The sequence below is a fragment of the Duganella sp. Leaf61 genome, from assembly GCF_001421905.1.
Classification (GTDB): Bacteria; Pseudomonadota; Gammaproteobacteria; order Burkholderiales; family Burkholderiaceae_D; genus Rugamonas; species Rugamonas zoogloeoides.
Genome location: NZ_LMLM01000033.1, coordinates 255,822 through 281,407 on the forward strand (window position 1 = coordinate 255,822; position 25,586 = coordinate 281,407).

Annotated in this window: 16 protein-coding genes; all 16 read right to left on the bottom strand. The window is 67.7% G+C overall.

Annotated elements, in window-relative coordinates; all coding sequences use genetic code 11:
• Positions 1 to 9 precede the first annotated feature (9 nt).
• The 16 genes from ASF04_RS27975 to ASF04_RS26345 all read right to left on the bottom strand — a co-directional run bounded on the left by ASF04_RS27975 (position 10) and on the right by ASF04_RS26345 (position 25,570).
• Positions 10 to 477 (bottom strand): hypothetical protein, encoded by a 468-nt coding sequence (locus tag ASF04_RS27975; RefSeq protein ID WP_200931150.1) that lies wholly within the window; start codon positions 475 to 477, stop codon positions 10 to 12.
• A gap of 153 nt (positions 478 to 630) precedes the next feature.
• Positions 631 to 2,127: a sigma-54 dependent transcriptional regulator gene (locus ASF04_RS26275; RefSeq protein WP_056148548.1), complete on the bottom strand. Its 1,497-nt coding sequence runs from the start codon at positions 2,125 to 2,127 to the stop codon at positions 631 to 633.
• Positions 2,118 to 3,530: a HAMP domain-containing sensor histidine kinase gene (locus ASF04_RS26280; protein WP_082489032.1), complete on the bottom strand. Its 1,413-nt coding sequence runs from the start codon at positions 3,528 to 3,530 to the stop codon at positions 2,118 to 2,120. Before ASF04_RS26280 ends, ASF04_RS26275 begins: the two co-directional genes overlap by 10 nt.
• A gap of 94 nt (positions 3,531 to 3,624) precedes the next feature.
• Positions 3,625 to 4,320 (bottom strand): 4'-phosphopantetheinyl transferase superfamily protein, encoded by a 696-nt coding sequence (locus ASF04_RS26285; protein ID WP_056148551.1) that lies wholly within the window; start codon positions 4,318 to 4,320, stop codon positions 3,625 to 3,627.
• A gap of 1 nt (position 4,321) precedes the next feature.
• Complete coding sequence (locus ASF04_RS26290) at positions 4,322 to 5,542, bottom strand: cation:proton antiporter (RefSeq protein WP_056148554.1); 1,221 nt, start codon at positions 5,540 to 5,542, stop codon at positions 4,322 to 4,324.
• Between the two features lie 12 nt (positions 5,543 to 5,554).
• Entirely contained in the window at positions 5,555 to 6,052 is a 498-nt protein-coding gene (locus ASF04_RS26295; RefSeq protein ID WP_019920638.1) for a transcription termination/antitermination protein NusG, read from the bottom strand.
• A 156-nt stretch (positions 6,053 to 6,208) separates the two neighbouring features.
• Entirely contained in the window at positions 6,209 to 6,826 is a 618-nt protein-coding gene (locus tag ASF04_RS26300) for a response regulator transcription factor (RefSeq protein WP_056148556.1), read from the bottom strand.
• Between the two features lie 146 nt (positions 6,827 to 6,972).
• Entirely contained in the window at positions 6,973 to 8,052 is a 1,080-nt protein-coding gene (locus ASF04_RS26305) for an HlyD family secretion protein (protein WP_056148559.1), read from the bottom strand.
• Positions 8,049 to 9,596, bottom strand: coding sequence for a DHA2 family efflux MFS transporter permease subunit (locus ASF04_RS26310; protein ID WP_229205213.1), 1,548 nt, complete (start codon positions 9,594 to 9,596; stop codon positions 8,049 to 8,051). The genes ASF04_RS26305 and ASF04_RS26310 overlap by 4 nt, the downstream gene beginning before the upstream one ends.
• Positions 9,593 to 10,528 carry an acyltransferase domain-containing protein gene (locus tag ASF04_RS26315; protein WP_056148562.1) on the bottom strand — a complete coding sequence of 312 codons (936 nt, stop codon included), beginning with the start codon at positions 10,526 to 10,528 and terminating at the stop codon, positions 9,593 to 9,595. The genes ASF04_RS26310 and ASF04_RS26315 overlap by 4 nt, the downstream gene beginning before the upstream one ends.
• Entirely contained in the window at positions 10,525 to 11,412 is an 888-nt protein-coding gene (locus tag ASF04_RS26320; RefSeq protein WP_056148565.1) for an alpha/beta fold hydrolase, read from the bottom strand. The genes ASF04_RS26315 and ASF04_RS26320 overlap by 4 nt, the downstream gene beginning before the upstream one ends.
• Entirely contained in the window at positions 11,409 to 11,948 is a 540-nt protein-coding gene (locus ASF04_RS26325) for a hypothetical protein (protein ID WP_056148568.1), read from the bottom strand. Before ASF04_RS26325 ends, ASF04_RS26320 begins: the two co-directional genes overlap by 4 nt.
• Before the next feature lie 8 nt (positions 11,949 to 11,956).
• Entirely contained in the window at positions 11,957 to 13,210 is a 1,254-nt protein-coding gene (locus ASF04_RS26330) for a beta-ketoacyl synthase N-terminal-like domain-containing protein (protein ID WP_056148571.1), read from the bottom strand.
• Complete coding sequence (locus ASF04_RS26335; protein ID WP_056148574.1) at positions 13,194 to 13,445, bottom strand: acyl carrier protein; 252 nt, start codon at positions 13,443 to 13,445, stop codon at positions 13,194 to 13,196. The genes ASF04_RS26330 and ASF04_RS26335 overlap by 17 nt, the downstream gene beginning before the upstream one ends.
• A gap of 33 nt (positions 13,446 to 13,478) precedes the next feature.
• On the bottom strand, positions 13,479 to 14,252 hold the full coding sequence (locus ASF04_RS26340; RefSeq protein WP_056148576.1) for a hypothetical protein: 774 nt from the start codon (positions 14,250 to 14,252) through the stop codon (positions 13,479 to 13,481).
• A 32-nt stretch (positions 14,253 to 14,284) separates the two neighbouring features.
• Positions 14,285 to 25,570 (bottom strand): SDR family oxidoreductase, encoded by an 11,286-nt coding sequence (locus tag ASF04_RS26345; protein WP_082489033.1) that lies wholly within the window; start codon positions 25,568 to 25,570, stop codon positions 14,285 to 14,287.
• Between the last annotated feature and the right edge of the window lie 16 nt (positions 25,571 to 25,586).

Below are 25,586 nucleotides of genomic sequence, written 5' to 3' on the forward strand. Positions count from 1 at the left end.
CCCGCCCGGTTAGAGCTGGCCGCCAACTGGCGGCGCCGGTGGCTGCTGCATGCCGGCGCCTGCAGGCGGTGGTGGCGGCGCGCCAGCGCCGGCTGGCGGTGGTGGCGGCGCGCCAGCGCCGGCTGGTGGAGGTGGCGGCATACCGGCACCGGCTGGTGGTGGCATGCCCGCGCCTGCTGGAGGTGGCGGTGGTGGCGCACCTACGCCGCCGGCTGGTGGAGGTGGCGGCGCGCCGGCTCCTGCTGGTGGTGGCGTCACGCCATCACGCGGCGGGGCCGGTGGTCGCACGCCCTTTCCTGGCTGGGCAGGCGGTTTGGCACGGCGCGCACCGGCTGCTGGTGGCGGTGGCGGCGTGTCGGCCTGGGCCAGCAATGGCGCGGCCGGCGGCTGCGGTGGCTGTGGTGCAGCCATGGCGGCGGCGGTGGCAACGGACAGTGCGGCGGCCAGCATGGCGGGTTTCAGTTTCAGGACATTCATGGTTCTCTCCTTGTTTCATTAAAAGGCGGGGTAACCATGTCTATGCAGATAGCGTGCCAGCGTCATTTGTCCCTTACAGCGCACAAATGGACTGTTCGCCGCCGGCACGTGTCCGGATTGGTGACACCAGCCTGTCCGTCCTGCGGACAGGCGTCACATATCCAGTCCATATTGCGCCAGCTTGCGGTACAACTGCTGGCGCGACAGGCCCAGCCGCCGCGCCGCCTGGCTGCGGTTGCCGTCGCTGGCGTCCAGCGCGCGGACCAGCATCGCCGCCTCCAGCTGCGCCACGGCCCGATCCAGGTTGCCGTCCCAGTCGATGGCAGGCAACCCGCCAGCCGCCGAAACGGCTGTCGCGACACCCTCCGCGACCGCAGGCGCTGCTGCAGCAACTTCCCCGCCAGCGCCAGCATGCGCAGGGGTCGCAATGCCGCCAGCAATAGCCGGAACCACATGCACAGCGTCGGCATCAGCCCGCCGCGGCGCGGCACTACCCGGCAGCACACCAGCCATTGCGCTCAGCCCCAGGTGCTCGACCTCGATCAAATCCCCTTCGCTCAGCGCAATCGCGCGCTGCACGGTGTTGCGCAGCTCGCGCACATTCCCCGGCCAGTCGTGCGCATGCAAGGCTGCCAGCGCGGCGCCGGACAGGTGCTTGCCGCGTCCGCCGCCGTGATGGAGAAAATGTGCGATCAGCACATCGATATCACCCTGCCGCTCGCGCAGCGGCGGCAACATGATGGTAATGACCTGCAAGCGGTACAGCAAGTCGGCGCGGAAGGCGCCATCGAGGACTTCGCTTTCGAGATCGCGGTGGGTGGCCGCCACCACCCGCAGGTTGACAGGCTGCGCGTGGCGTCCGCCGAGCGGCGTCACTACCCGCTCCTGCAGCACGCGCAGGATCTTGGCCTGGGTGGGCAGCGCCATGTCGCCGATCTCGTCGAGGAACAGGGTGCCGCCATCGGCCTCGCGGAAGCGTCCGGGCCGATCGGCGGTAGCACCGGAGAACGCGCCTTTTACGTGGCCGAACAGTTCGCTCTCGAGGAGGTCGGCCGGTATCGCCGCGCAGTTGACGGCCACGAATGGGCCGCCCGCGCGCGCGCTGTTGCGGTGCAGCGCGTGCGCCACCAGTTCCTTGCCGGTGCCGGTCTCGCCCAGCACCAGCACCGAGTTGTCGCTGTCGGCCACCAGGCCGATGCGCTTGAAGATGGCGCGCATCGCTTCGCTGCTGCTGACCATGGTGTCGGCCGGATCGGCCGCAACTTCCGCCGGTCCCGGCGCCGCCGCTGCCTTGGCGCGCAAGGCCCGCTCCAGCGTTGCGGCCAGCGCGCTGCGTCCGATCGGCTTGGTCAGGTGGTCGAAAGCGCCCAGGCGCATCGCCTCGATGGTGTTGGCGCCGCTGGCATACGCGGTCAGCATGATGCACGGCACGTCCGGTGCGATGGCCGGCGCGGCGCGCAGCAGCGCCAGGCCGTCGTCGCCGGGCAGGCGCAGGTCCACAATCGCGGCGGCAATGCCGCCCTCGCCCAGCGCGCGCAGCCCCGCCTCGGCGCTGGCCGCCTGGCGCACGCGATAGCCGAGATCTTCCAGCGTCTCGGCCAGCGTGGCCCTGAAGGCGGTATCGTCATCGACAACCAGGATCAGGTCCATGGCAGCTCCATCACGATACGGGTGCCGGGCACGTGGGCGCGGTCGAGCGCCACCGTGCCGCCATGGGCGTGGACCACTTCGCGCACCACCGCCAGCCCGAGGCCGGTACCGCCGGGCCGTCCGGTCACCAGCGGATCAAACAAGCTGGCCTGCAAGGCCGGCGGCACGCCGCGCCCGTCGTCGGCCACCCACAACCGCAGGACATTGCCGTTGCGGGCGGCGCCCAACTCCACGCGGCCGCCTGCCGTGGTGTGAGCCAGCGCGTTGATCAGCAGGTTGTCAAGCACGCGCGCCATCTGCGCCGGGTCGAACAGCGCGACCTCCTGGTCGGTGTGGACGGTGCTGCGCGCGCCCGGGCCGCTGTCAGCAGGAGCGGCGGCTACCTCGGCAGCGACAGAGTCTGGAGGTGCGGCGTGGGTGCCAGCATGGGCAGCGCCAAGGCCAGGCCCGAGTTTCAGCGCCAGTGTTACCGAGAGATCGGCAGCCGCATCGGCATGGTCCTGCCGGCGCTGCTCGAGCCAATCGGCCAGCGCCACCGGTGCGCGCTGCGGGTGGAACGGCTGCGTCAGCGCCAGCAGACTGGCCACCAGGGTTTCCAGCCGCTGCACTTGCAGCAGCGTCGTGTGCAGCGCGGCCTCGGTGCGGGCGGGACGGCGCTCGGGCGCGGCGGCCAGCGCATTGTCCACCTTCATGCGGATGGTGCCGAGCGGGTTGCGGATTTCATGCGCCAGCCCCGCTGCCAGGCTGCCGAGGGCGGCCATCCGTTCGCTGGCCACTAGCAGGCCCGACAGCCGCTGCACTTCGCGGCCCCAGCGCGTGAGCAGCACCGCGAACCAGGCCCCGGCCAGCACCAGTGAACAAAGCAGCACACTGACGGCCACCACCAGGTGGTCGAGCGCGTTGTCGGCCATGCTGGCGACGCGCGTCAACGTCCAGCCGGCGACGTTATCGCGCACCGGGCAGGCGCCATACACGACCGCCTCGCGCAGGCCGGGGCGCACCTCGATCACCGGCGCGGCGCTGGCCAAAGCGCGCTGCGCCAGCGAGCCGATGCGCGGCAACTCGGCCGCCGGGGCATCGTCCTTGATGCCGCTGCCGTCGTAGGTGGGAAAGGCGTACGCATACACGCCGCGCTGCGCCTGCCACAGTCCGCCCTCGACGCCGCTGTCTTCGCGCAGCGCCATATCGACCACCGCGCGCTCGACCGCCTCGGCCTGCATATCCTTGCCGTCCAGGCGCTGGGCGCCCGCGCGCATGATCTGGCAAATCACGGCGGCACGGGTGCGCGCGGCCGTGATTTGCGCCTGCGATCCTTGCCGGCCCAGTTGCAGCAGCAGCCAGATGACGAGCACCACCATTGCAGCGATCGCCGCCCACAGCCACGACAGATCGCGTTTCAGCATTCCATTCAGCACATTATGTCCTTTAGGCAACCAACCCTGTCGCGCATTATGCCGTTTCAAAGCGGGCACGACAGCACAGTAGCCTGAAGGTAAGTTAATGAATGATGGTTAGTGACAACAAGTGATCGAGGGTTACCGGCAGCACCTGCACCGTCTGCCCATGGCGGCACAGCGCCAGCCGGTAAGCGGGGTCCAGTTCAAGATGGGACAGCACGTAGGGCTGCGACGATACCTGCGGATCGTCGAGCGCCACGTGCAGGTCCGCGCGCGGCGCCACGGTGAACGACGCCATGTCGCGCTGAAAACCGAGCCCGAGCGCCTTCATGTACGCTTCCTTGGCGGTCCACAGGCGAAAGAAATAGTCGTGCTGGGCGGCTGCCGGTTGCACGGCAAGCGCTGCGCATTCGCGGCGGTGAAAGAAGCGCCACGCCAGCACCAGGTCCAACGGCCGCATCTGCTCGACATCGACGCCAACCGCCGTCTGCGAGATGGCGCACACCACCCAGCGCCCGGAATGTGACAGGTTGAACTCGGCCGTGCCATCAACCAGCCTAGGCTTGCCATAGTGGCCGATCGTCACGCCGGCGCCATCGTCGAGGCCACGCAGCCGCAGCCCGTGGCGCAGCAGCAGGCGGCCCAGCATCGACCGCAAGCGGTCCACCGGCTGGCGCAGGCGGTCGATGCGGCCCAGCGTTGGCCGGTCGAGCCGGCGGCGCAGCCTGCGCTCGAGCGCAGCCGGGTGGTATTCATCTGGCAACGCCACGCACAGCACCACGCAAAGGTTGCTCATATCATTCACGCAGCGGGCCGCCGGGCATGGCAGCAGGCGCGCGGGCCGGCACCAGGTGGCTGTTGCGCACCATCGGCAAGGCCAGCATGGTGCTGCCGATGGCCATCAGGAGCATGGCAGTAAACATCTGGTTCGAGATGATCTGCTTGTCGAGCAGGATGTTGGCGAAGATCAGCTCAATCAAGCCCTTGGTTTGCAGCAGCCAGCCGATCACGCGCGCATCGCCACGGGGCCAGCCCAGCATGCGCCCGGCCAGTCCCACGCCCAGCAGCTTGCCGGCCACGCTGGCCACCATCAGCAAGCCGGCCGCCACGAAGACCGTCTCCGCGCCGACGGTCCAGGTGGTCTTGAGTCCGGTACTGAGGAAAAACACCGGCATGAAGGCAAACAGCACCTGCTCGCGCAGCGCGTCCATGCGGGTGCGGTCGAACCAGCCGGCGTCGAGCACCACGCCGGCCAGGAACGCGCCCACCATGTAGTGCAGCCCGGCCCAGTCCGACAGGAACGCGCAGGCCAGCAGCCAGGTCAGGCTGGCATACCAGCGGTCGCCCTCGCGCAAGCGCACCATCGCGCGCCGCACCAGCCAGGCGGCAATCCCGAAACCGCACAGGAACAGGCCCTGGCGCCCGATGCGCTCCCAGTCGAGCAGGATCAGCGCCAGCACCCCCCAGATCGCCAGGTCGTCGAAACTGGCGTAGCGCAACAGGCGCTGGCCCAGCGCAGTGCGCAGGATGCCGAGCTTTTCCAGGAACAGCACCAGGATCGGCAGCGCCGTCACCGCGCATCCCATGCCCACGCCGGTGACGAATTGCCAGGTACGGGCGCGCGGGCCGATCCAGTCGGACTGCCAGCCCAGCAGCACCAGTGCCACACCCACGCCGAGCAGCAGCGGCGTGACCAGCGCCATGCCGGCCACCACCAGGCTCTCGCCGCGATGGCGCCAGGCCTGGCGCAAATCGAGTTCGACGCCCGCAATCCACACGAACACCATCACCGCCCACCAGGCGATGCCGTTCAGCGCCAGCGTGACCTGCGGCGAAAACACGAAGGCGTGGTACTCGGGATAGGCGGCGCCCAGCACGCCGGGCCCGAGCAGCACGCCGCCGACGATCTGCACCACCACCAGCGGCGCCACGTTGTCGGAATTGAGCAGGCGCCACACCAGGTAAGGCACGGCAAAAATCATCATCATCGCCAGCAGATAGATTTCGGTGGTCGACATGATTTGCTCCTGTCAGGCGGCGTTGGCAAGCGGACGCACGTGGGCGGCGTCGATCTCGACGCTGAGGCCACGGCCGATCAGGTGCAGGTTGATCACCAGCCGGCGCTGACGCCCGACGCTGACGAACTGCCCCTGCGCGTGCTTGAACGGTCCGGCGATCACCTCCATCGGCTGCCCGGCCACCAGGTCGGCATGGACATCGAGCGGCGCGCCGCTGCCGACCATGATGCGGATCGCCAGCACATCGTTGGCGGCCACCTGCGCGTGGCGACCGCAACTCATCAGGAGGCCGCACGAACCGCGCACGGTGCGCAGTGCACTGACCTGTTCGGGGCGCGGCTGCACGAAGATATAACCGGGAAACAGCGCGGTTTCGGTCGGCTTGGCGGCCTCCCGGTGCTTGGGCAGGTAGGAGTGAATCTGGCGCTGGCGCAGCACTTCCTGCACCACGTTTTCCTGGCGGCTGCGGGTGCGCAGCACCAGCCAGGGGTTGGGGGATGCGTCGTTCATGGAACCTCCGTTGGTCTAGGGTGTCGAGGTTCATTATGTTTTTGTCGAACTGGCAAGAACAGATGTCAGTGGATACCTGCCCGATGGCAGGTGTCATCCGGCACGGTGGGTGGCGATAGACGAAAAAAAAGACCCGGAGGGTCTTGATGATGGTTGTCACGAGCGCTGGTAGCCGCTGTCGCGGATCTTGAGCGCCATCTCCAGCCGCGAATTGACCGAAATCATCCGCATCAGGTCGAAGATGTAGTTCTTGACCGTGCCGCTGCTGAGGTTGAGCGTGCAGGCGATCTGCTTGTTCGAGTAGCCGATCAACAGCAGATCGACGATGTCGCGCTGGCGCGGCGTAAAGCGGATCGGCGCCGGTACCGGCGTCGCAAGATCGGGCGCCGGCTCGAAATATTTTTGCCGCGCGCAGACGGCGCGGATCGCCGGGTCAATCGCGGTAAATGCGTGGGCGCGCGACATGAAGCCGTGCGCGCCCAGCCGCTCGCACAGGCGTGCCGTATCGGCGTCGGGCGCATCGGCGATGACGATGCTGGCCGTGCGCCTGCTGTGCGGATCGTGCTGCTGCAAGTGACCGAGCAGCGCCAATCCCGAATTGTCGGGCATGAGCAAGCTGATCAACACGACATCGGGCTGTTGCGCATCGGCCTGCTCGATGGCGGCAGCAACAGTATGGGCAATGTCCACCTGCCAGCCGGGAAAGCTGGCGCGCACCATCTGCGCCAGGCCGCTGGAAATGACGGGATGATGATCGACGATCAGGCAAATCATGGTGCGCACGCCTTGGAATTCCGATGCAGCGATTGTAACGACAGGCAAAATTGAACGAAACAAAAAAATGGCCTCCGAGACAATTTTGCCACCGATAGTAATTACGCGGCTTGACAAGCGCGCCTTGCGGGTATTGGCCTCGTTGATTATTTGACGGCGACCCGGGCCGTCACAGACAAGCCCGGCCGTAGTTTCGACAACCACTTTTCCTGGCCGCCATCGAGCGCGATCCGTACCGGCACCCGCTGCACGATCTTGGTGAAGTTGCCGCTTCCCGGCTCGAACGGCAGCAGCGAAAACTGTGCGCCGGTGCCGGGCGCGAAACTCTCCACCGTACCGCGCAAGGGTTGGTCGGGCAGCGCATCGATGTCGAGCCGCACCGGCTGACCGGCGACGATGCGCTCGCTTTGCGTCTCCTTGAAATACGCCACCACGTACATGCGCTCGAGCGGCACCAGCGTCATAAGCGCCGAGCCCGGTTGCACGATGTCGCCGCGATGCACTTGCAAGGCACCCACCGCGCCATCGACCGGCGCCCGTATCACCGCGTAACCCTGCTCCTGGCGCGCCAGTGCGAACGCGGCATCGGCTCGTGCCACGCCCGCTTCGGCCTGGGCCAGCGCGGCGCGCAGGCTGGCGCGCCGGCTGCGCGTCAGCACCAGCTGACGCTGCGCCACTGCCAGTTGCGCGGTGCTGCGGTCGGCGTCCGCCGTGGCGTCCAGCGCCACGGTGCGCGACAGCTCCAGTTCGCGCTGGGCCACGGCGCCCGCTTGCGCCAGCCGTTCGTGGCGGGACTGCTCGGCGGCAGTACGCGCCACCCGCGCCCGTGCCGCGACGATCCCCGCCTGCACAGTGGTGATCTGGGCCGCCGCCAGCTGTTCCTCGGCATCGAGGCTGGTCAGCGCCGCCTGCGCGGCCTGCACGTTAGCGCGCGCGCCCTGCAGATCGGCAGCAGCGGCGCGGGTACGCGCGGCCAGGTCGTCGGGGTCGAGCCGTACCAGCGGCGTACCGGTCACCACGCGCTGGTGGTCGCGCACCAGCACTTCCAGCACCCTTCCCTTCACCTGCGGGGCGATGCTGGTGTCGTCGGCGCGCAGGTACGCGTCGTCGGTCGAGACCTGGCTGCCGGGGGCGGCCAGCCACAGGGCGCCGGCGCCGCCGACCGCCAGTGCTGTCAGCAGCGGCAGCAAAGCACGCCGCCGATTTTTTGTTTCGGTTTGCGTCATGGTTCTATCGCATGTGGTTTGGAAGATGGCGGCGCCGGCCGGCACCAGGGCACCAGCACCAATGTGGCCAGCAGCAGCCAGGCCATCAGGCGGAAGACGTCGTCGAACGCCAGCACCAGCGCCTGCCGCTGCACGTGGCGTTCGACCAGCGCCTGCGCGGCCAGAAAGGCGTTGGCGGCGTCGGTAGTACGGGTGGACAGGTCGTGCAGCAGCCCCTCGAGCAGTTGCCGGGCGCCGCCGCCGCGCGTACCGAGCGCCTCGCCGAGGCGCAGCAGGTGCAGCCGGCTGTGGTCCTGCAGCCAGGTATTGACCAGCGCGATGCCCAAAGCCCCACCGAGGTTGCGCAGCAGGTTGAACAAGCCGGACGCTTCGTGCAGCGCCTCGTCTTCGAGATCGGCCAGAGCCAGGTTTGCGGCCGGCACCACGCAGAGCATGCCGGCCACGCCGCGCAGAACGTGGGGCCAGAACAGTTCCTTGAAACCCCACTCCGGGCCGACGAACGAGAACATCCACAGGCTGGCGGTAAAAATCAGCACCCCGAGCGCAATCACCAGGCGCGGATCGAAGTGCCTGAGCAGGCGCATGGTCAGCGGCGCGCTGATCAGCATGCCCAGCCCCGTCACGCACACGGTGGTGCCGATATCGAGGCTGTTGTAGCCGCGCACCCGGCCCAGGAACACCGGCACCAGGTACGTGGCCGCAAAAATGGCCGCGCTGGTGGCCAGCGCCAGCATACTGGCCAGCACGAACGTCGGCCGTTTGAATGGCGTGAGCCGCACCACCGGCGTGGCCGAGCGCAGCGAACGTTCGACAAACAGCACGAACGCCACCAGCGCCACCCACGCTGCCACGGCGATGCCGGTGTGGCTGAACCAGTCGTGGCGCGGCCCCTCCTCCAGTACGTAGTCGAGGCAACTGAGGAACAGCGCCATCGCCAGCAGGTGCGACCAGTCCAGGGTACGCAACAGCGCCGGCCGCGCTTCGTCGAAGCGGATCAGCGCCGCCGCCAGCACCGTCACCATGACGCCCGGCACGACATTGATGTAGAAGATCCAGCGCCAGTCGATCAGCTCCGTGATCCAGCCGCCGATGGTGGGCCCGGACACCGGCGCCAGCATAGTCACCACGCCAAGGATGGACGAGGCCAGTGCGCGGTCGCGTCCCGTAAACAGGATGAAGCCCGTGGCCCACACGGTGGGCACCATGGCGCCGCCCACAAAACCCTGGAACACGCGGAATGCGATCATCGAATCGATATCCCACGCCAGCCCGCACAGCGCGCTCGCCAGCGTAAACAGCCCTGCGGACAAGGTGAACAGCCAGCGCGTGGACAGGGCCTTGGCCAGGAAGCCGGCCAGCGGGATCATCACCAGTTCGGCCATCAGGTACGCGGTTTGCACCCAGCTGATCTCGTCCGGTGCGGCCGACAGGCCGGCCTGGATGGCGTTGAGCGAGGCGGCCACGATCTGGATATCGACCAGCGCCATGAACTGGCCGAACGCCATCACGCCGAACAGGAACAGGCGGGCGCCGCGCGTCATCATGCGGTGGTGTGAACATCGGCAAGGTCGAGCACCTGCTGCAGCCGTGGCAAGTCGCCGCCCCAGGGCGAGAGGATGCCGTGGATGCGCCACTGGTCGGCATGCGGCACGGCGCCGTGGCGGATCCAGTTGGCCAGCGTGGCCGACGGCCCCACGTCCACCAGCGTGCATGGCGCCTGCCGGTCCAGCATGGCCAGCGACGCCGGAAAATCGAACGGCTCGCGAATCACGTCCCACAGCGCATCCGCGTGCGGATGGTTGGCGTAGCGCCGCACCCAGTGCGCGCGCATCGGGTCCATCAGCGCGCTGTGAAACGGCACCCGCACCGGCAGCCGTCCGAACGCCACACCGCGCGCGCGCAGCGCCGCCTCGAGCGGCGCCAGGTTCTGGCGCCGGCCCGTGAGCACGGTGGCCGATGGCATGCCCACGCCCGCCACCCACGCCAGCCGGCACACATCGGGATCGGCCGCGCACCAGGCGCGCGGCGCCATCGCCGCCAGCATGAAGCCCGGCTCCACGTAATGCGTTGCCCACTGCGCCTGCCGCGCCATCATGTCCAGCGCGGTCTCGATGGTGATGCGGCCGGTGAACGCCAGTGCGGCGAATTCGCCGGCGCTGGACGCGATCACCCGCGTGGGACGCAGCCCGCGCTGGCGCAGCACGGTGGCCAGGCAGTACTCAATCATCACCACCAGCGGGTGGCTCAGGTGGATGTCGTCGAGCGGCGTGACGGCCGAGAGCGAACCATACAGGCGGGCGAGCAGCGACACGCCCTCGCGTTCGGTGAATTGGGCATCGAGGCCGGTCATCAGATCGCGGAAAGCGGGATCGGCGTCGAACAGCGCGCGTCCCATCTGGTAGTGCTGCGAACCCTGTCCAGGGAACAGGAACACCAGCTCGGGACGGGATGGCTTGGTTGCGTGGATACTGGTCATGGGCGTTGGAGAAAATCGACGATGTGGGCGATCACGCCCGGTTCCTTGAGGATGTGGAAGTGTCCGAGACCGCTGGTCACGTGCAGACGCGCGAGCGGCAGGTGCCGCAGCGTGGCGTGGGTACAGTCGAGCGGGATGTGGCGGTCGTCGGTGTCGTGCACGAACAGGCATGCCGGGTTGCGGGTAGTGCCATGGCGCGGCAGGCAGTGGCGCATCGACTGCTGCTCGAACTGCATGCCGCCGATGTCCTCGAACCAGCGCCGCAGGCACGGCTCCACAGCGCGCGGTACCCACAGGTAGTCGGCAAACGTGCGCAGCGTGGTGGCGATATCGGGGTACGGCGCCAGGTACACGCATTTTTCCACGCTGGCGGTCGGTTCGCACAGCGCCAGCATGGTCAGATAGGCGCCGGCCGAATGACAGACGATGGCGTGCAGCGGTCCCAGTTTTTCGATCACGCACCGCAGGTGCTGCACCGAGCGCCCGGAAAATGCCGTGCCCGGCGGCGAATTGCCGTGGTTGACGGCGTCGAATATGACGGCGCGATACCCTGAATGCGCCAGCGCCGGCGCCAGCGCGCGGAAATTGGCGGCGCTGCCCTGCAAGCCGTGCACCAGCAGCACGGCGGGACCGGCGCCGATGCTGTAGCCGGCCAGCACCGCGTCGCCGCAATCGAAGTCGAGGCGCTGTGCGCCATCCAGAAACGCCTGCTCGCGCGCCGACAAAAGCCGGCGCGGCATGTGCGACAGCAGCCAGCGGAACGCCCCCGCTGCCGCTTGCGGCGCGATGCGGCCGGCCAGCTGAAAATACAGTCGCAGCGGCGCCAGCACGATCAAGGGCAGCTTGACCACCATGGCATTGGGCTGGTTGACTGTGCCCTTCATGACTCGGCCTCGCGGCGGATCAGGCGCAGGATTTCCTTGCGCACCAGGCCACTGAACGGCTTGATCATCAGCCAGTACCCGAGAAAAGCGAGCCGGCTGCGCGCACCGATGCACAGCACCCGGGTTTCGGTATCGATTTCCACGCGCTTCGCATCGAGCTGGCGGAAGCGGAACGTGAAGCCCACTTTTTGGGTGGCGCCCGGCAGCGGGCCGCAAAACTGCGCGGCGTCCTCGATGCGGCGAATGCGGTTACCATCGCCGCCGCGCCAGTAGGCGACCAGGAATTCCGCAGGCCGCCGCTGCGCCAGCTCGGTCCAGTGCATGGCAGCGCAAAACGCCCGCGCGCGCCAGCGGCCGCATGGCAGGCCCCGCAGCCGGAACAGCAGCACGATCACGCGCGAGCGCGATAAATCGACGTCGCGGGCGATATCGTACACGCGGCCTATGTCACCGCAATGCACCACCGTCTTGTAGCGGTGGGCAAAGGTATAGCGCGGCAGGTAGTGCTCGAGCAGGCCGTGGGACTTTATGGGCATGGACGGCCTCACAAGCGCTGCCAGCACAGCGCCGAGTTGACCCCGCCAAAGCCGATGCTGACCGTGAGCGCGTGTTCGACGTCGCAGGCTTGCGCGGCTGCGCCGACGAAATTCCAGCCGGTTTCCAGCGGCCGGTCCAGGTTGCGGCACGGGTGCAGCCGCCCGGCGCGCATCTGCAGCAGCGTGGCCACCACCTCCACCGCGCCGGCAGCAGCCAGGCCGTGGCCGGTGAGCGACTTGGTGGTATTGAGCCGGGCGTGCGCCAGGCCGCTCTCGCGCAGCGCCAGCAGTTCGGTCTCGTCGCCGATACGGGAGCCGCTGGCATGGGGATTGACGTAATCGATCTGCGCCGCCGTCAGCGCCGCACGGCGCAGCGCGCGGCGGATGGCCAGGCACTCGCCGGCCAGCGACGGATTGGGATGGCGGTTGCCATCCACATTGACCGCCCCACCCAGGCAGCGTGCATACGGCTGCACGCCGGCGCGCTCGAATGCCGCGCCGCGCTCCACCCGCTCGACCACCACCGCGCCGCACGCCTCGCCAAAAATGAAACCGTCGCGGTCGCGGTCGAATGGCCGGCACGCCACCGCCGGTTCGCCGGCGAAGCGCGCGGAACCCATCGCCCCCATGGAACTCAAGGCTTGCAACTCCCAGTACGACAGGTCGGTCAGGGCGCCCAATGCGATGCAGGCGTCGGCCTGGCCCGCGCGTACCGCCTCCACCGCCTGCAACACTGCCACCTGGCCGCTGGCCGACGCCGCGCCCAGGGTGTAGGCAAAGCCCCGGATATTGAACGCCTCGGTACACAGGCCGCATACATCGCTGTCGAGAAAAGTGTGGCCGTAGGCCGGCGCAATGAACCACGGCTCGCCCGCCAGCGCGGCCTGCGCCAGCACCAGTTCGCGCTGCTGGACATTGCTGCCGCCGATAATCAGGCCGATGCGTCCGGGCCGCACCTGGTCGAGACGGGCCTCGTGCCAGGCTTCGTGCAGCGCCGCCAGTGCCGCGCGCCCTGCCAGGGACGCGGTGCGCAAGCCCTTGCGCGGCATGGTTGCGGAGAGGTGCAGGTCGGCGATTTCGGCGCCGATAAAGGGCGGCGCAACGGTTTCACCGTCGCCCGCGGGCACCTGTCGCCCCGTGCGCCGCAGCACGTCGAACGCCTGGCGTCCGTCCAGCAATGCGTCGAGAAACGCCTGCTTGCCCTGGCCGATTGCCGACACCACGCCCAGGCCGGTGACCACGGCGTCAGGCGACACGTGCACCTCGCTCCGCGAGCAGCGCGGCCAGTTCACCGAGGTTGCGCGGCTGCGCCAGTTCGACCAGCGGAATGCGCAAACCCAGCGTGGCCGTGGTGAGCATCAGGATTTCGGCGCGGTCGATGGAATTGGCGCCCAGTTCGCGCAACGAATCGATGGCTCCCAGCGGCCGCGTACCCAGGTCGGGCAGCACCTCGCGCGCGTGGCCGGCGATGATATCGACGATAACTTGTGTTCCCACGGTGATTCCTCCTTCATCTTCAATAAGAGTGCTTTATGCCGAGATGACCGCCATTTCAGGGGAGCTGTACATCACTTCCCGCACCTTGATACTGGCGTCCATCACGATCAGCGGCGTGACCAGGCGCCCGAGCCGGAAGTGGACCTTGCGCCGTTCGGTGATCAGCAGCCCTTCGCAGTTCTTGTACTCGTGCAGGAAATTGGCGGCGCGCGCGACCGGCGAGCTCACTTCCGGGCGATAGTCGTGACGCACCAGCAGGCCGGTGTCATCGAAATAGAAGGTCTCCTGCTTGCTGTGGGTGTGGGCGCCATCGGGATACTCGACATCGATGCGGGTGCGCCAGTCGCCGCTGCTGCGCCGTGCCAGCCCCACCACTTTCAACCCCAGCAGCGAAAACGGCAGCGAGGCGTAATGCGTCATCGCATAGCCGAAAAAATAGACGGCATCGAGCACGGCCCATGGACGCCGCAGGCGCGAGACGCTGAGCATCTGCTGGCGGTGGTTGTCGCTGTCGAAGACCGCTTCGCGCCCTCCCCCCACCATGGCCACGCGGCCGTTGTCGTACAGGCAGGAGCGTCCCGGCGCCGGATAATCATGCAGCACGGCCTGGCTCCGACGGGGCATCAGCGTGACCCGGTTGGGCAGCGGGAAATCGGCGTGCAGCCCGCGCCGGCGCATGGCCAGCCCGCCCATGGTCGTCACGTCGCAGACAATCCGATCGACCTGCTCGTACCGCGCCATGCCGCCATGGCGCAGGATGGCCTGCTGGATTACCTGCCTGGCCTGTGCTTGCATATTGTTCGCCATATCAGTCCTTTCAGTGGTTGGGATTCGAGGTGTTACGTGGCAGGCGCGGTGCTGGGGGCGGTAGCACGACCGGCACCCTGGCCGTCGGCGCCCTGGTTGACGCTCTTGTTGATGCCCTTGTTGATGCGGGCTGCGCGTTTGGCCTTGCGACGGCCGTGCAGCGCCGACAGGCCGGTGGCACCGGGTACCCAGTACGGCCGGGGCGACAGCGGGTGACCGGGCAGCGACACCCGGCGCGCCGAACCTTCCGCGCGCAGTAGCCGCCAGTCCACGGTGCCGCCGTCAACCCAGTGGCGGGCCAGTTCCGGCAACCGACCCTGACGCGCCCACAAATCGGCCTGGACGCGGTCCGCGACTTTGGCGCCGGCGCGGCCGGTGGTGGTCATGGTGGCGTTGTTGGTGGCGTTGGCGTTGGCGTTGGCGCCGGTGTTGACAGCGTTGCCGTCAAGGTGGCGTTGCAGTTCGCGCAGCAGTATCTCGTGGCTATCGGCCACCACCGCCAGCCTGCGATTGAACGCCGCGCGACCTGTTTGCAGGGTGAAAGCGATATCGCCCAGTGCCGGCACTGGGCCTTCCTGCAAAGCCAGCAACAAGTCGGCAGCACTCTGGCGCAGGGCGGCATCGGTGCGGGCGGAGAGCACGATCAGTTCCTGCTGTTGCGGCAGTTCCGGCCGCGCCGCCGGCAGGTACTCTTCCAATACCAGGTGGGCATTGACGCCGCTGAAGCCGAAGTTGTTGATCGCCGCCCGGCGCGGTTCAGTAACGCCGTGCCGGTCCACCGGCGCCGGCCAAGGTTGCGGCTCGGCGCTGAAAGCGAAGCGGCCGGCGGCCGTCGCCAGGTTGGCGTGCGGCCCCGCAAAGCCCGGAATGCCAGGCAAGGTGCGGTGCCTGAACGCCATCAGCACCCTGACCAGCGAGACCAGCCCGGACGCCACTTCTGCATAGCCCACGACCGGCCGCGCGGTGCCGATCCGGCACGGCGTATCGGATGTCGAACGACGGTACTCGTCACCGAGCGCACCGATCTCGATCGCATCGCCCAGCGGCGAGGCGATGCCGTGCGCCTCGATGTACGACACGCTGGCTGGATCGACGCCGCTGCCAGTCAACGCTTGCCGGATCGCCTGGCGCATGCCGCCGCCATTGGGCGTGGTGAGCGATAGCGCGCCGCCGCCGTGGGCCACGCCGGTGCCGCGTATCACGCCATACACATGGTCGCCGTCGGCCTGCGCCTGGCGCAGGGGTTTAAGCAGCAGCGCGCCCACGCTCTCGGCCCGTACGAACCCGGACGCGCCAGGTTCGAAAGCTGCCATACGGCGACCGGCATTCAAGTAACCCATGGACTGGAAGCCGATGTAGCCGGCAGGCGTGAGCAGCAGGTTGACCGCTCCCACCAGTGCCTGCGCGCACTCGCCGCTGCGGATCGCCTGCACCGCGCGATGCAGCGCCACCAGGGTGGAGGAACAGGCGGTATCGCAATGTTCGCTGGGGCCACGCAGGTTGAGGAATTGTGAAATGCGGTTGGGGATCATCGACGTCGAGAGGCCGGTTACCACTAACGGCACATGGTCTGCGTGTTCTAGTCGGTTCAAATAGTCGCTGGGCACGGCCGCGATGAACACGCCGGTGGGTGATTGCGCCAGCGTGGCGGGAGTGATGCCGGCATCCTCGACGGCGCGCCAGGCGTGGGTGAGCAGCAGCCGCTGTTGCGGCGCCATGTACGCCGCCTCCTCCGGCGCGATGCCGAAAAAGCCGGCGTCGAACTGCTCGACGCCATCGAGAAAGGCGCCCCAGCGGAAGCAGGCGCGTTCGGCGTCGGTCAGCGATTCATCGCCGACCTGCTCCCAGTCCCAGCGCTGCTTCGGCACTTCGGTCACGCAGTGGCGGTCGCTGGCAAGGGCCTGCCACAGGGCTTCGGGGTTGCCGGCTTGCGGGAAGGCTGCGCTCAGGCCGACGATGGCGATGGGTTCTGCCGTCGGCGCGATAGTGGCGATTGCTGGCGCAGGATTATCCGCAGGTAGGGTTGGTGATGTGGTTGGTGCTGCTGATGCTGCATGTGCAGCTCGTGCAGCTTGTGCTGCTTCTGCCGCCTGTGCTGCTGGTGCTGGTGCTGGTGCTGGTGCTGGTGCTGGTGCTGGTGCTGGTGCTGGTGCTACCAGGGTCGGTGCCGTTGTTCGCGCCATTGACGACGGTGGATAAAATACTGCCGGTCCTGGAACTGGCGTTGTCGTTGGCGCCGTTAGGTGAGCTGCCGCTGGTGCGGTTGATGGCACCGGTGTTTTCTGCGCCAGCGGCTGAGTGATGTCTGGCGCAGCGCCATGACGGTTGAGCAGGTGCTGCGCCAGACGCCGCACGGTGCCGTGGTCGAAGAACAGCGTCACGTCCAGCTCCAGCCCCAGGCGCTGGTTCAATGTTTGCGCCAGCTGCACGCCGGTGATGGAATCGACGCCGTAAGCCGAAAACGGCTCGTCGGGGTCGATATCGCCGGGAGCCACCTTGAGCGCGGCCGACAGCACGCTGGTGACGATGGCGGTCAGTCCGGCTTCGTCGGGAGCCGTCGCCGTTGCCGTTGCCGTTGCCGTTGCCGTTGCCGTTGCCGTTGCCGCTGCGGCTGCGGCTGCCGATGGTGGCGCCGCCATTGCCTGCACGGGTGACTCTGCGGTCGGGTGGCCGCCCGCCAGCACTCCTGCATAAATCCCCTGCGACAGCTCGGCCAGCGGCCGGGTGACGTTGACCAGCGCGGTCTGGTTTTGGCTATCGGCCAGCAGCATTTCCAGCGCCTCCATGCCCTCGGCCGCATTGATCGAACCAACGCCAAGGCGCTCCATGCGTTCGCGGTAACCATCGTCCGCAGCCAGACCCACGCCGCCCCAGTACCCCCAGTTCATCACCTTCACCGGGCAGGTCCAGTGCGCGGCCATGGCCTGGGCCCAGGCATCCTGGAACACGCAGCCAGCCACATAGTTGGCCTGGCCAGGCGGATGCGCGAACGCCACCAGCGACGAGCAGCACAGCAGAAAATCGAGCCGGTCGTCGCCAAACACCTGCGCCATGCGCACGCTGGTATCGACCTTGCTGGCATAAACTGCGCGCAGATCCGCTTCGTCCAGGTTGGCCAGGCTGGCATCGGACAACACCGCCGCCGCGTGCACCAGGCCATCGATGCGGCCGAAGCGCGCCAGCACTTGCGCACGGGCGGCGGCGAGCGATACGGGATCGGTGGCGTCGGCGGCTAGATACACCGGCGGTGGCGCGGCGATGTGGCTGGCCAGTTCTTCTATCCGCGCCGCGATGGCTTCATCGAGCGGCCGGCGTCCGAGCCACACCACCTGCGCCTGGTACGTCCGCATCATGTAATCGGTCCACACTGCGCCGATGCCACCGGCGCCGCCAATCACCACGTACAAGCCACCGGCCCGGTACGACGATTCGCGCAAGCGTGGTGCGGCCACCCGGTCCAGCACATGCAGCGGCGCCAGCTTTTGCTGGTAACAGACGCCGTCGCGCACCACCGCGTCGATGGCGGGCAGCGCCAGGGCCGCAGACAGTGTCGCCACATCGGCCGACCAGCCGGGCGCCAGATCCAGCACCCGCACCGACCACTGCGGATATTCCCTGGCCAGCACGCCGGCCAGACCGCGTACTCCGGCATGAGTAGGATCGATGCGTTCATCGGCGTTCGGCGCCGCCGTGCCGGTCGTGATAAAGGTCCAGGCCAGCGGCTTGCCGCCATAACCGTGGGCCACCAAGGCCTTGACGGCGCGGAAAACAGCGAAGATACCGCACTCCTGGGCGGCAAGCATGGCATCTCCGTAGGTCGCCAATGCCTGCCGGTCGGCGGCAGCCCAGACAACGTGATCGACGCCATCCGCCAGCAATGTCCGTAGGTCAGCGTCGCTTGCCTGCCCGGCGGGTGTGACGGTCGCGGCGGATGTACCCTGCGGGCTGGGTGTCCTGGGTGTGGATGTCGTGACGAAACTAGCGGATGCGCCAGGTGTGAACGGCGTGCCGGCGTTACCAGGTTTGCCGGGTGTGTAGATCGCAGACGTCTTGGCGAGGCTACCGTGGACGGCAGGTGCGAACGGAGTGTCGGGGCTGCCAGATGTAACGGGTGAGGACGATGCGTCAGGACCGCCTGGTGTAAAGACGGTGGGGTGTGCCCACTGCGCTCGCAGAACGGCGGCGGCAGCGGGGCCACAGGCAGCGTCCAGCAGCCACACGCGGTCGCCGGCGCGCGGACTGGTCTCGGCCGAGGCCCGATATTCGAGCCGCTCCCAGACCGGCGCCAGCACCAGCGCGTGCGGTTCGCTCGACAGCGTACGGTGGGAGGAGGTTTCGGTATGCGAACCACCTGCCTGGCGCGCGGCGAAGCCGCCAATACGTACGCATAGCGCGCCCCCGGTGTCGTACAGGTCGATATCGAGGCGGATAGTGTCGCCATCCTGGGCATGAGCGGCGTCGCGTGTTACCAGCGCGCGCATGCTGGCGGTGCACGGCGCCAGCACTTCCAGCCGCCGCAGGTGGAACGGCAGCGGCGCCTGACCGCCGGACTGCGCCAGCATGAAGCCGATACCCGCTTGCAGAGCACCATCGAGCATTGCCGGGTGCAGCACGTAGTCGTGCATGCCTGCGGTGGCGGTTGCCGGCAGTTCCAGCGTGGCCCATATCTGCGCTGCGTGGCCTTCCACAGCTTCCGCCACGTGCAACTCGCACAGCGGCCGGTGGGCAGGGCCGTAGGCAATGCCCAGTTCCGCGAACCGCTCGTAGATCCGGTCGGCGATGACAGCGACGCCGCCAGCCGGCGGCGGTGTGAACGGCTTTTGCTGTGGCCCGGGGCCGGACAGGTTGACAAGTCCCAGGCAGTGCGTGCGCGGCGGCTGGTCGCCGCTGGTGATGGCAAACGCCACGTCGCCGTCGTCGCGCCGTATCAGCGCCAGTTCCAGGGTGATGCTCGCATCGCCGACATCGAGCGCCGCCGGTTGCAGCCAGGCCACGTCACGCAGCACCATGCCTTGGGTTGAGCGGGCGGATTGCGCCAGCGCCGCGCACACCATCTCCAGGTAAGCCACGCCTGGCAGCACGCGGCGCTGTAACACCACGTGGTCGCGCAGGAACCATTCCTGGCCGGTGAAGGTGGTGCGGAAGCGCTGGCCGTCGAAGCCGGAGACGTTCATATGCAACAGCGGATGCAGAACGTGCGCCGGTGCCGGCAGCGGATGACCGACGGTCCCTGGCGGCACCCAGTGGCGCTCCTGTGCAAACGGGTAGCCGGGCAGCGACAGCCGGCGCGGACGAGTGCTGGCGTACAGCGGTGTCCAGTCCAGCGCCAGCCCATGTACCCACAGTGGCAGTACATGACGGTATTTGCCCCGCGCCAGCCAGTCGGCCAGCACCGGGCGCCATTCGTCGTCCGACTGGAACAGCGCGATGGTGTCGCGGCCGGCCTTGCCGGCACCGAGGTAAACGTCCGGCACGGTGGCAGCACGGCCTTCGACTACGGCGTCCAGTTGCGTGCGCAGCTGCGCCAGCGAACCGGCCACCAGCGCCGCCCGGTGCGTCATGGCCTCGCGGCCCAGTTGCAGCGTGTTCGCAATGGCCGGCAAGTCGTCGTCACTGAAAGCGTCCAGCGCTGCGCGCAGGCGGCGCGCCGCGTCGAACAGCTGAGATTCGGTCCGGGCGGACAGCACGAAGGCCTGCGGTCCTGCGGTGCCGTCGCCTGCCGACTGAGCCGCAGCCTGGTACTCCTCCAGTACCACGTGGGCGTTGGCGCCGCCGAAACCGAAGGAACTCACGCCTGCGCGACGCGGCAAGGTGCGCCCCTCGGCATCGCGCGGAGCGGCCCACGGCTGGCCATCGCGCACCACGAAGAACGGGCTACCTTCGATCTCCAGGTAGGGATTGAGTTCCTGCGCATGCAGGGTGGGCGCCAGCGCGCGATGGCGCAGCTGCATCAGTACCTTGACCATGCCGGCCATGCCCGCCGCCAGTTCCAGGTGGCCGATATTGCTCTTGACGGAACCGACGCCGCAGTGCGCCTCCTGCGCCGGCGCCGCGCCATGCCTGGCATACAGATCGGCAAACGCCAGCTTGAGGCCATTGATCTCGATCGGATCGCCCAGCGCCGTGCCGGTGCCATGCGCTTCGATATAACCCACTGTACGCGGATCGATGCCGGCTTCGGTGAAGGCGGTTGCGATCAACTGCGCCTGGGCGTTGGGGTTGGGCGCGGTCAGCGAGTTGGCGCGGCCGCCGTGGTTTTCGGCGCTGCCGCGCAGGACCGCGTGGACATGGTCGCCATCGCGCTCAGCGTCGGCCAGGCGTTTGAGCAGCAGCACGCCCACGCCCTCGCCACGCACATAACCGTTGGCGTGGCGCGAGAAAGTCTTGCAGCGGCCATCCTCGCACAACATGCCGGCCTTGCGGAAGCCGATATGGCCATCCGGCGTGACGATGGTATTGACCGCCCCCACCAGCGCCTGGTCGCAGTGGCCGGCGTCGATCGCGGCCATGGCGCGGTGGATGGCCACCAGTGCCGACGAACACGCGGTTTCCACCGGCTCGCTGGGGCCGTGCAGGTCGAGCAGGTAGCTGATGCGATTGGGCGCCACCGACGGCACCATACCGGTAATGGTCGAACCATCGACTGCCAGCCCGGCCTGAGCCAGCAGATTGCCGTAACCGCTGTTGGCGGTGGCCATGAACACACCGGTGCGGCTACCCGCCAGGCTGCGCGGATTATGGCCGGCTTCCTCGATCGCATGCCAGGCATGTTGCAGCAGCAGCCGGTGCTGCGGGTCCATCAACTCGGCCTCGCGCGGCGAGATGCCGAAGAACAGCGGATCAAACTGTGCGATACCATCCAAGAAACCGCCCCATTTGACGTCGGTTTTGAACGGTTCGGTGGCCGGGTCACCGAACAGCGCGCGCCAGTCCCAGCGCTCGGGCGGGACTTCGACGATGCAGTCGCGGGCGCTTTCCAGGTTGCGCCAGAATGTATCCAGGTCCGGGGCCTGCGGGAAGCTGGCGCTGACGCCGACGATGGCAATGGCCTTGCCGGCCGACCGGGCCGGCTTCGGTGGTGGTGCTTCGGCAGCATTTTCGAACACGCGTGACGGATCGGCCGCATCCTCGGATACGCGTAACGGTTCGGCGGCGCCAACGAGGATGTGCGGCGCTTCGCCGGCATCAGCGAACGCACGTGGCGCTTCTATCGCATGCACGAGCAAGCTTGGCGCTTCGGTGAGGTCCGCGATCACGCGTGGCGCCTGCTGCTGCCGCCCGGCAGTCGCGCCGTGCATTGCCGCCACTTGCTCCGGATAGCGGCTGGCCAGGAAGCGCGAAAACGCGGCAAGGCTCGGGTATTCGAAGAACACGGTCGGGTTCAGCGGCCGCTCCGCAGGCAGCCGGTATAGCTCATTGAGCAGGTTGCCCAACTTGGTGAGGTTGATGGAGTCGAACCCGTAAGCGCCCAACTCTTCGTCGGCGCTGATGTCGTCCACCGCCACTTGCAGCAGCGCCGCCACTTCGGCGCGCAGCAAGTGCAGCACCGGTTCGTGCACCGCCTGATGCGACGCTTGATGTGCCAACATTGGCGTGGCGGCCGGCCTGGCAGCGCCAGTATTATCCATGCTGCTCAGCGAGAAGCCCGACAGCGCTAAGCACAGGCGGCCATCGTGGGCATAGAGGTCGATATCGAGCTTGCGCACCCGGGCGCCGGCAGCGCTGCCTCCGGTGTCTCGGATAAAGGCCCACATGGTGGTAGTGGTCTCGCCGTGGATCGCCACGCGTTCGACGGCGAACGGCAGCGATAGCGATGGCGATGGCGCCAGTGCCCCGTGACCTTCGGCTGGCGTGAGTGCGGCAGCGGCATGGATGGCGGCGTCCAGCATCGACGGATGCAGCGCCATGCCCGTGCTGCCATCGGCACCGGCGGGCAGTTCGAGCCGCGCCAATACTCGTCCCGCAGCATCGGTATGCAGGGCCGTGACCGCATGGTAGCCAGGACCATAAGCCAGTCCCGCTGCGCGGTAAGCCGCGTAAAGCTGCTCCGGCTGCGGACCAGGTGTGATGCAGGCAGCGCGCAACTGGTCCAGCGTGGTGACATGTGGTGCGGCTGGCGCGGCGCCGGCCCGTGCCTGCCCCTGGCAGTGCAGCAGCGGCTCCCCGTCACCAGCGCTGGTAACGGTAAATCCCAACAGCAGCGCACTTGCATTGGTTAAGGGCGTGAACGCGATCTGGAGTTTTATCTCCCCGGCGCCATCGAACACGATCGGCCGCACCCAGGCCACCTGGTGCAACTGCACGCTGGTGGCCGGGCATTGCAGCGCGCTCGCAGCGGCGTCACGCACCAGCTCCAGGTAAGCCACGGCCGGCAGCATGACCTGGCCGTTCACCACGTGGTCCGCCAACCAGGCTTCCCTGCCGATCAGCGTGACGACTTTGCGTAGCGCTGGAGATTCCGGGACGGTGGCACGATCAACGATGGGAGGGTTGGTGGGGTTTGCGGTGGTAGAGACGGTGGCGATGCTGGCGCCAGTGAGACTGGCAGTGACGGTGCTGCTGCCGTTAGCGTTACCTGTCACGCCTTCCCCCGCGCGCGGTGGTGGCAGCCAGCACGGCTGGGCATCGAACGGATAGGCTGGCAAACCACTCAGGCGCGGGCGCCGGTGGCCCGTGATCGGCGGCCATGCGAATGACTGGCCGCCAGCCCAGGCGGCAGCGATAACCAGCGGATCACCTTCCGCCGCAACCGGTGCGGACGGCTGGTCGCGCCGACCCAGTAAGGCACGTTCGCCACCCTGCCCTTGCAGCGCTGCCGCCAGCATGGCCTGCAAGTGCGGCACATCGGCCGGGACGAACGCGGCACGCCAGCGCAAAGCATCACGCTGGCGCAAGGTGTACGCCAGGTCGGCCAGCGCGGTATGCGGATGAGCGGCCAGGTACCCGAGCAAGTCGCGCAGGCGGGCGTGCAGGCTGGCCTGCGACTGCGCCGAGACCAGCACGATGCCATCGAGCGCGGATGGTGGTGCTGAAAGGTGCGCAGCACCGGCACCGGATTCGACATATTCCCGCACCACCAAGTGGGCGTTATAGCCGCCGGCGGCAAAGCCGTTGATGCCGGCCACGCGCGGCACATCGTTCTGGCGGGGCCACGGCGCCGCTTCCGACGACAGCGCAAAGCGCAGTGGATCGAGCCGCAGCGCAGGGTCGATGCGATCCAGTCCTGCAACGCCGACTACCCGGTTGTGCCGCAACTGCAGCAGCACCTTGACCAGCGACGCCATGCCGGACGCCGCCTCGGCGTGGCCCGTGGCAGCCTTGGAGGTGCCCAGCCGTACCGGCGCAGCGGCATCATTACCATTACCGCCGCCACCCTCGCCAAACGCGTGCTGGAGCGCGGCGATTTCCGCAAAGTCGCCACCGCGCACACCGGATGCGTGGCACTCGATCAGCGATATTTCCTCCGGTCCAATGCCGGCCGCTTCCCAGGCAGCGCGGATCACGGCTGCTTGCCGTTCGACGTGCCCTGCCGCCAGCGACAGCGTTTTGCCGCTGCTGTTGACCGCCGAACCGGCGATGACGCCGTAAATACGGTCGCCATCGGCCTGCGCCTTGGACAGCGACTTGAGCACCACGCTGACGATCGCCTCGCCGCGCAACTGGCCATCGCTGTCGCTGCCGAACAGGCGTGCCTGCGGCTGCCGCGTAAGCAAGGTGCCACTGCGCGCCGCGAAGCCATACGGATGCAGCAGCAAATTGGTGGCGCCCACGATGGCCTGGTCGATCTCGCCGGCGCCGATCAGCCGCGCCGCTTCGTGCAGCGCCACCAGGGAGCTGGTGCACTCGGCATTGACCAGCCGGATCGGTCCCTGGATATCGAAGCAGCGCGCCACGCGCGAAGCGAAGATCGCCTGCTCGTTGCCAGCCCAGGACTGCGGATCGTCGATCCAGCCCTGGTCGTGAAGCAGCTTCTGGTAGTCCGCCGACAGGTTGGCGATGAACAGCGCCGTGCGCGGGCCGGCATAGCTGGCGGCCGGGTGGCCGCTATCATCGATGCTGTGCACGATCTCCTGCAACAGCAGCCGCTGCTGGGGATCGATGAAGCGCGCCTCGTCGGGCAGCACCTGGAAGTAGCCCGTATCGAAATGATCGATGCGGTCGATCAGGCCCGCATGGCCGATGTCGGTACCTTGGGCCAGCCAGGGGCGCGCCTCGGGCAGCGCTGAAATCAGCGAACGCCCGTCAACCAGCGCCTCCCATAGCTCATCGACAGTATCGCATTGCGGAAAACGGCCGGCCATGCCGATGATCGCCACGCCTACTCTCGGCGCCGCAGCAGCAGCCAGTACCAGGGCCGCATCGGCCCGTGCCTCCACTACCGCTTCGCGGCGGCCGTGGAACAGCTTGGCCAAGCGCTCGTGGTGGCGGGTAAAATCGGTATCGAGAAACTGGATGTAGTTGACCAGCTGGGTTTCGATGGCGGCGATACGTCCATCGCGCACGCGCATCTTCATTGCCGCCAGCAGGCCGTCGGCGCAGCGCAGGATATATGGCGACTCATGCGCCACGGTAGCGCGCAGGAACACCCGCAGCCGGTCGCCGTCACGCAGGTACAAGTCGTCGAAGCGCGTGCCCTGCTGCCCGCCCAGGCAGGTGTGCAGCGCATACACGAAGGTTTTCCACGCCTGCACGCCCGTCCCCCGGGTGCCGCCGGTATCGTAGCTGATGTCGTGGTGCTGGATGTCCTGCATATTGCGCAGCGACGAACGGTTGAGAAAGCAGTCGTTCATGCGCCTGAACAGCGCACTCATGGCATGGGTGTCGGCATCGTCGGTGGCGCGGATGGCGCCGTCCGCGCAGGCCAGAACGCTGGACAACACTACCTGTGGATACGCCATCGGCGCCTGCAACGGCAGCTTGCCGAGCAGGTAAAGAAAATCCGGCGACTGCTGCCAGATCTCGGCAATGCGGCCATCGCGCACGCGCAGCACCACCTTGCAGTAATTGGAATGGCGCCCACCACCGACGATGTCGGAATGCCATTGGGCGGCGGTCCAGCGATAGACCAGCATCAGCAGGTCGTCGCGAGCCAGCACCAGCTCTTCGTCCAGATCGAGCTCGCTGGCGGATGCGCGCGCGGTGGCCATGAAACGGCGATACGAATCGGGGCCGTACAGCGCCTGGTCGTGGAAGTGGAACACCAGCGCCGGGTCGAGCAACCGCGTTGTCTCGTCCGGCGCCAGCGTACCATTCCACAGGCTGCGAAACGCCTGCGCCATGCGCTGGGCCCAGGGCTGAAGATAATTGTGTTGGTCCATGATCCGCTTTATCCCG

Excerpts from the sequence above, each read along its gene's own strand:
- ASF04_RS27975 (WP_200931150.1), bottom strand. The coding sequence starts at position 477 with ATGAATGTCCTGAAACTGAAACCCGCCATGCTGGCCGCCGCACTGTCC.
- ASF04_RS26275 (WP_056148548.1), bottom strand. The coding sequence starts at position 2,127 with ATGGACCTGATCCTGGTTGTCGATGACGATACCGCCTTCAGGGCCACG.
- ASF04_RS26280 (WP_082489032.1), bottom strand. The coding sequence starts at position 3,530 with ATGCTGAAACGCGATCTGTCGTGGCTGTGGGCGGCGATCGCTGCAATG.
- ASF04_RS26285 (WP_056148551.1), bottom strand. The coding sequence starts at position 4,320 with ATGAGCAACCTTTGCGTGGTGCTGTGCGTGGCGTTGCCAGATGAATAC.
- ASF04_RS26290 (WP_056148554.1), bottom strand. The coding sequence starts at position 5,542 with ATGTCGACCACCGAAATCTATCTGCTGGCGATGATGATGATTTTTGCC.
- ASF04_RS26295 (WP_019920638.1), bottom strand. The coding sequence starts at position 6,052 with ATGAACGACGCATCCCCCAACCCCTGGCTGGTGCTGCGCACCCGCAGC.
- ASF04_RS26300 (WP_056148556.1), bottom strand. The coding sequence starts at position 6,826 with ATGATTTGCCTGATCGTCGATCATCATCCCGTCATTTCCAGCGGCCTG.
- ASF04_RS26305 (WP_056148559.1), bottom strand. The coding sequence starts at position 8,052 with ATGACGCAAACCGAAACAAAAAATCGGCGGCGTGCTTTGCTGCCGCTG.
- ASF04_RS26310 (WP_229205213.1), bottom strand. The coding sequence starts at position 9,596 with ATGATGACGCGCGGCGCCCGCCTGTTCCTGTTCGGCGTGATGGCGTTC.
- ASF04_RS26315 (WP_056148562.1), bottom strand. The coding sequence starts at position 10,528 with ATGACCAGTATCCACGCAACCAAGCCATCCCGTCCCGAGCTGGTGTTC.
- ASF04_RS26320 (WP_056148565.1), bottom strand. The coding sequence starts at position 11,412 with ATGAAGGGCACAGTCAACCAGCCCAATGCCATGGTGGTCAAGCTGCCC.
- ASF04_RS26325 (WP_056148568.1), bottom strand. The coding sequence starts at position 11,948 with ATGCCCATAAAGTCCCACGGCCTGCTCGAGCACTACCTGCCGCGCTAT.
- ASF04_RS26340 (WP_056148576.1), bottom strand. The coding sequence starts at position 14,252 with ATGGCGAACAATATGCAAGCACAGGCCAGGCAGGTAATCCAGCAGGCC.
- ASF04_RS26345 (WP_082489033.1), bottom strand. The coding sequence starts at position 25,570 with ATGGACCAACACAATTATCTTCAGCCCTGGGCCCAGCGCATGGCGCAG.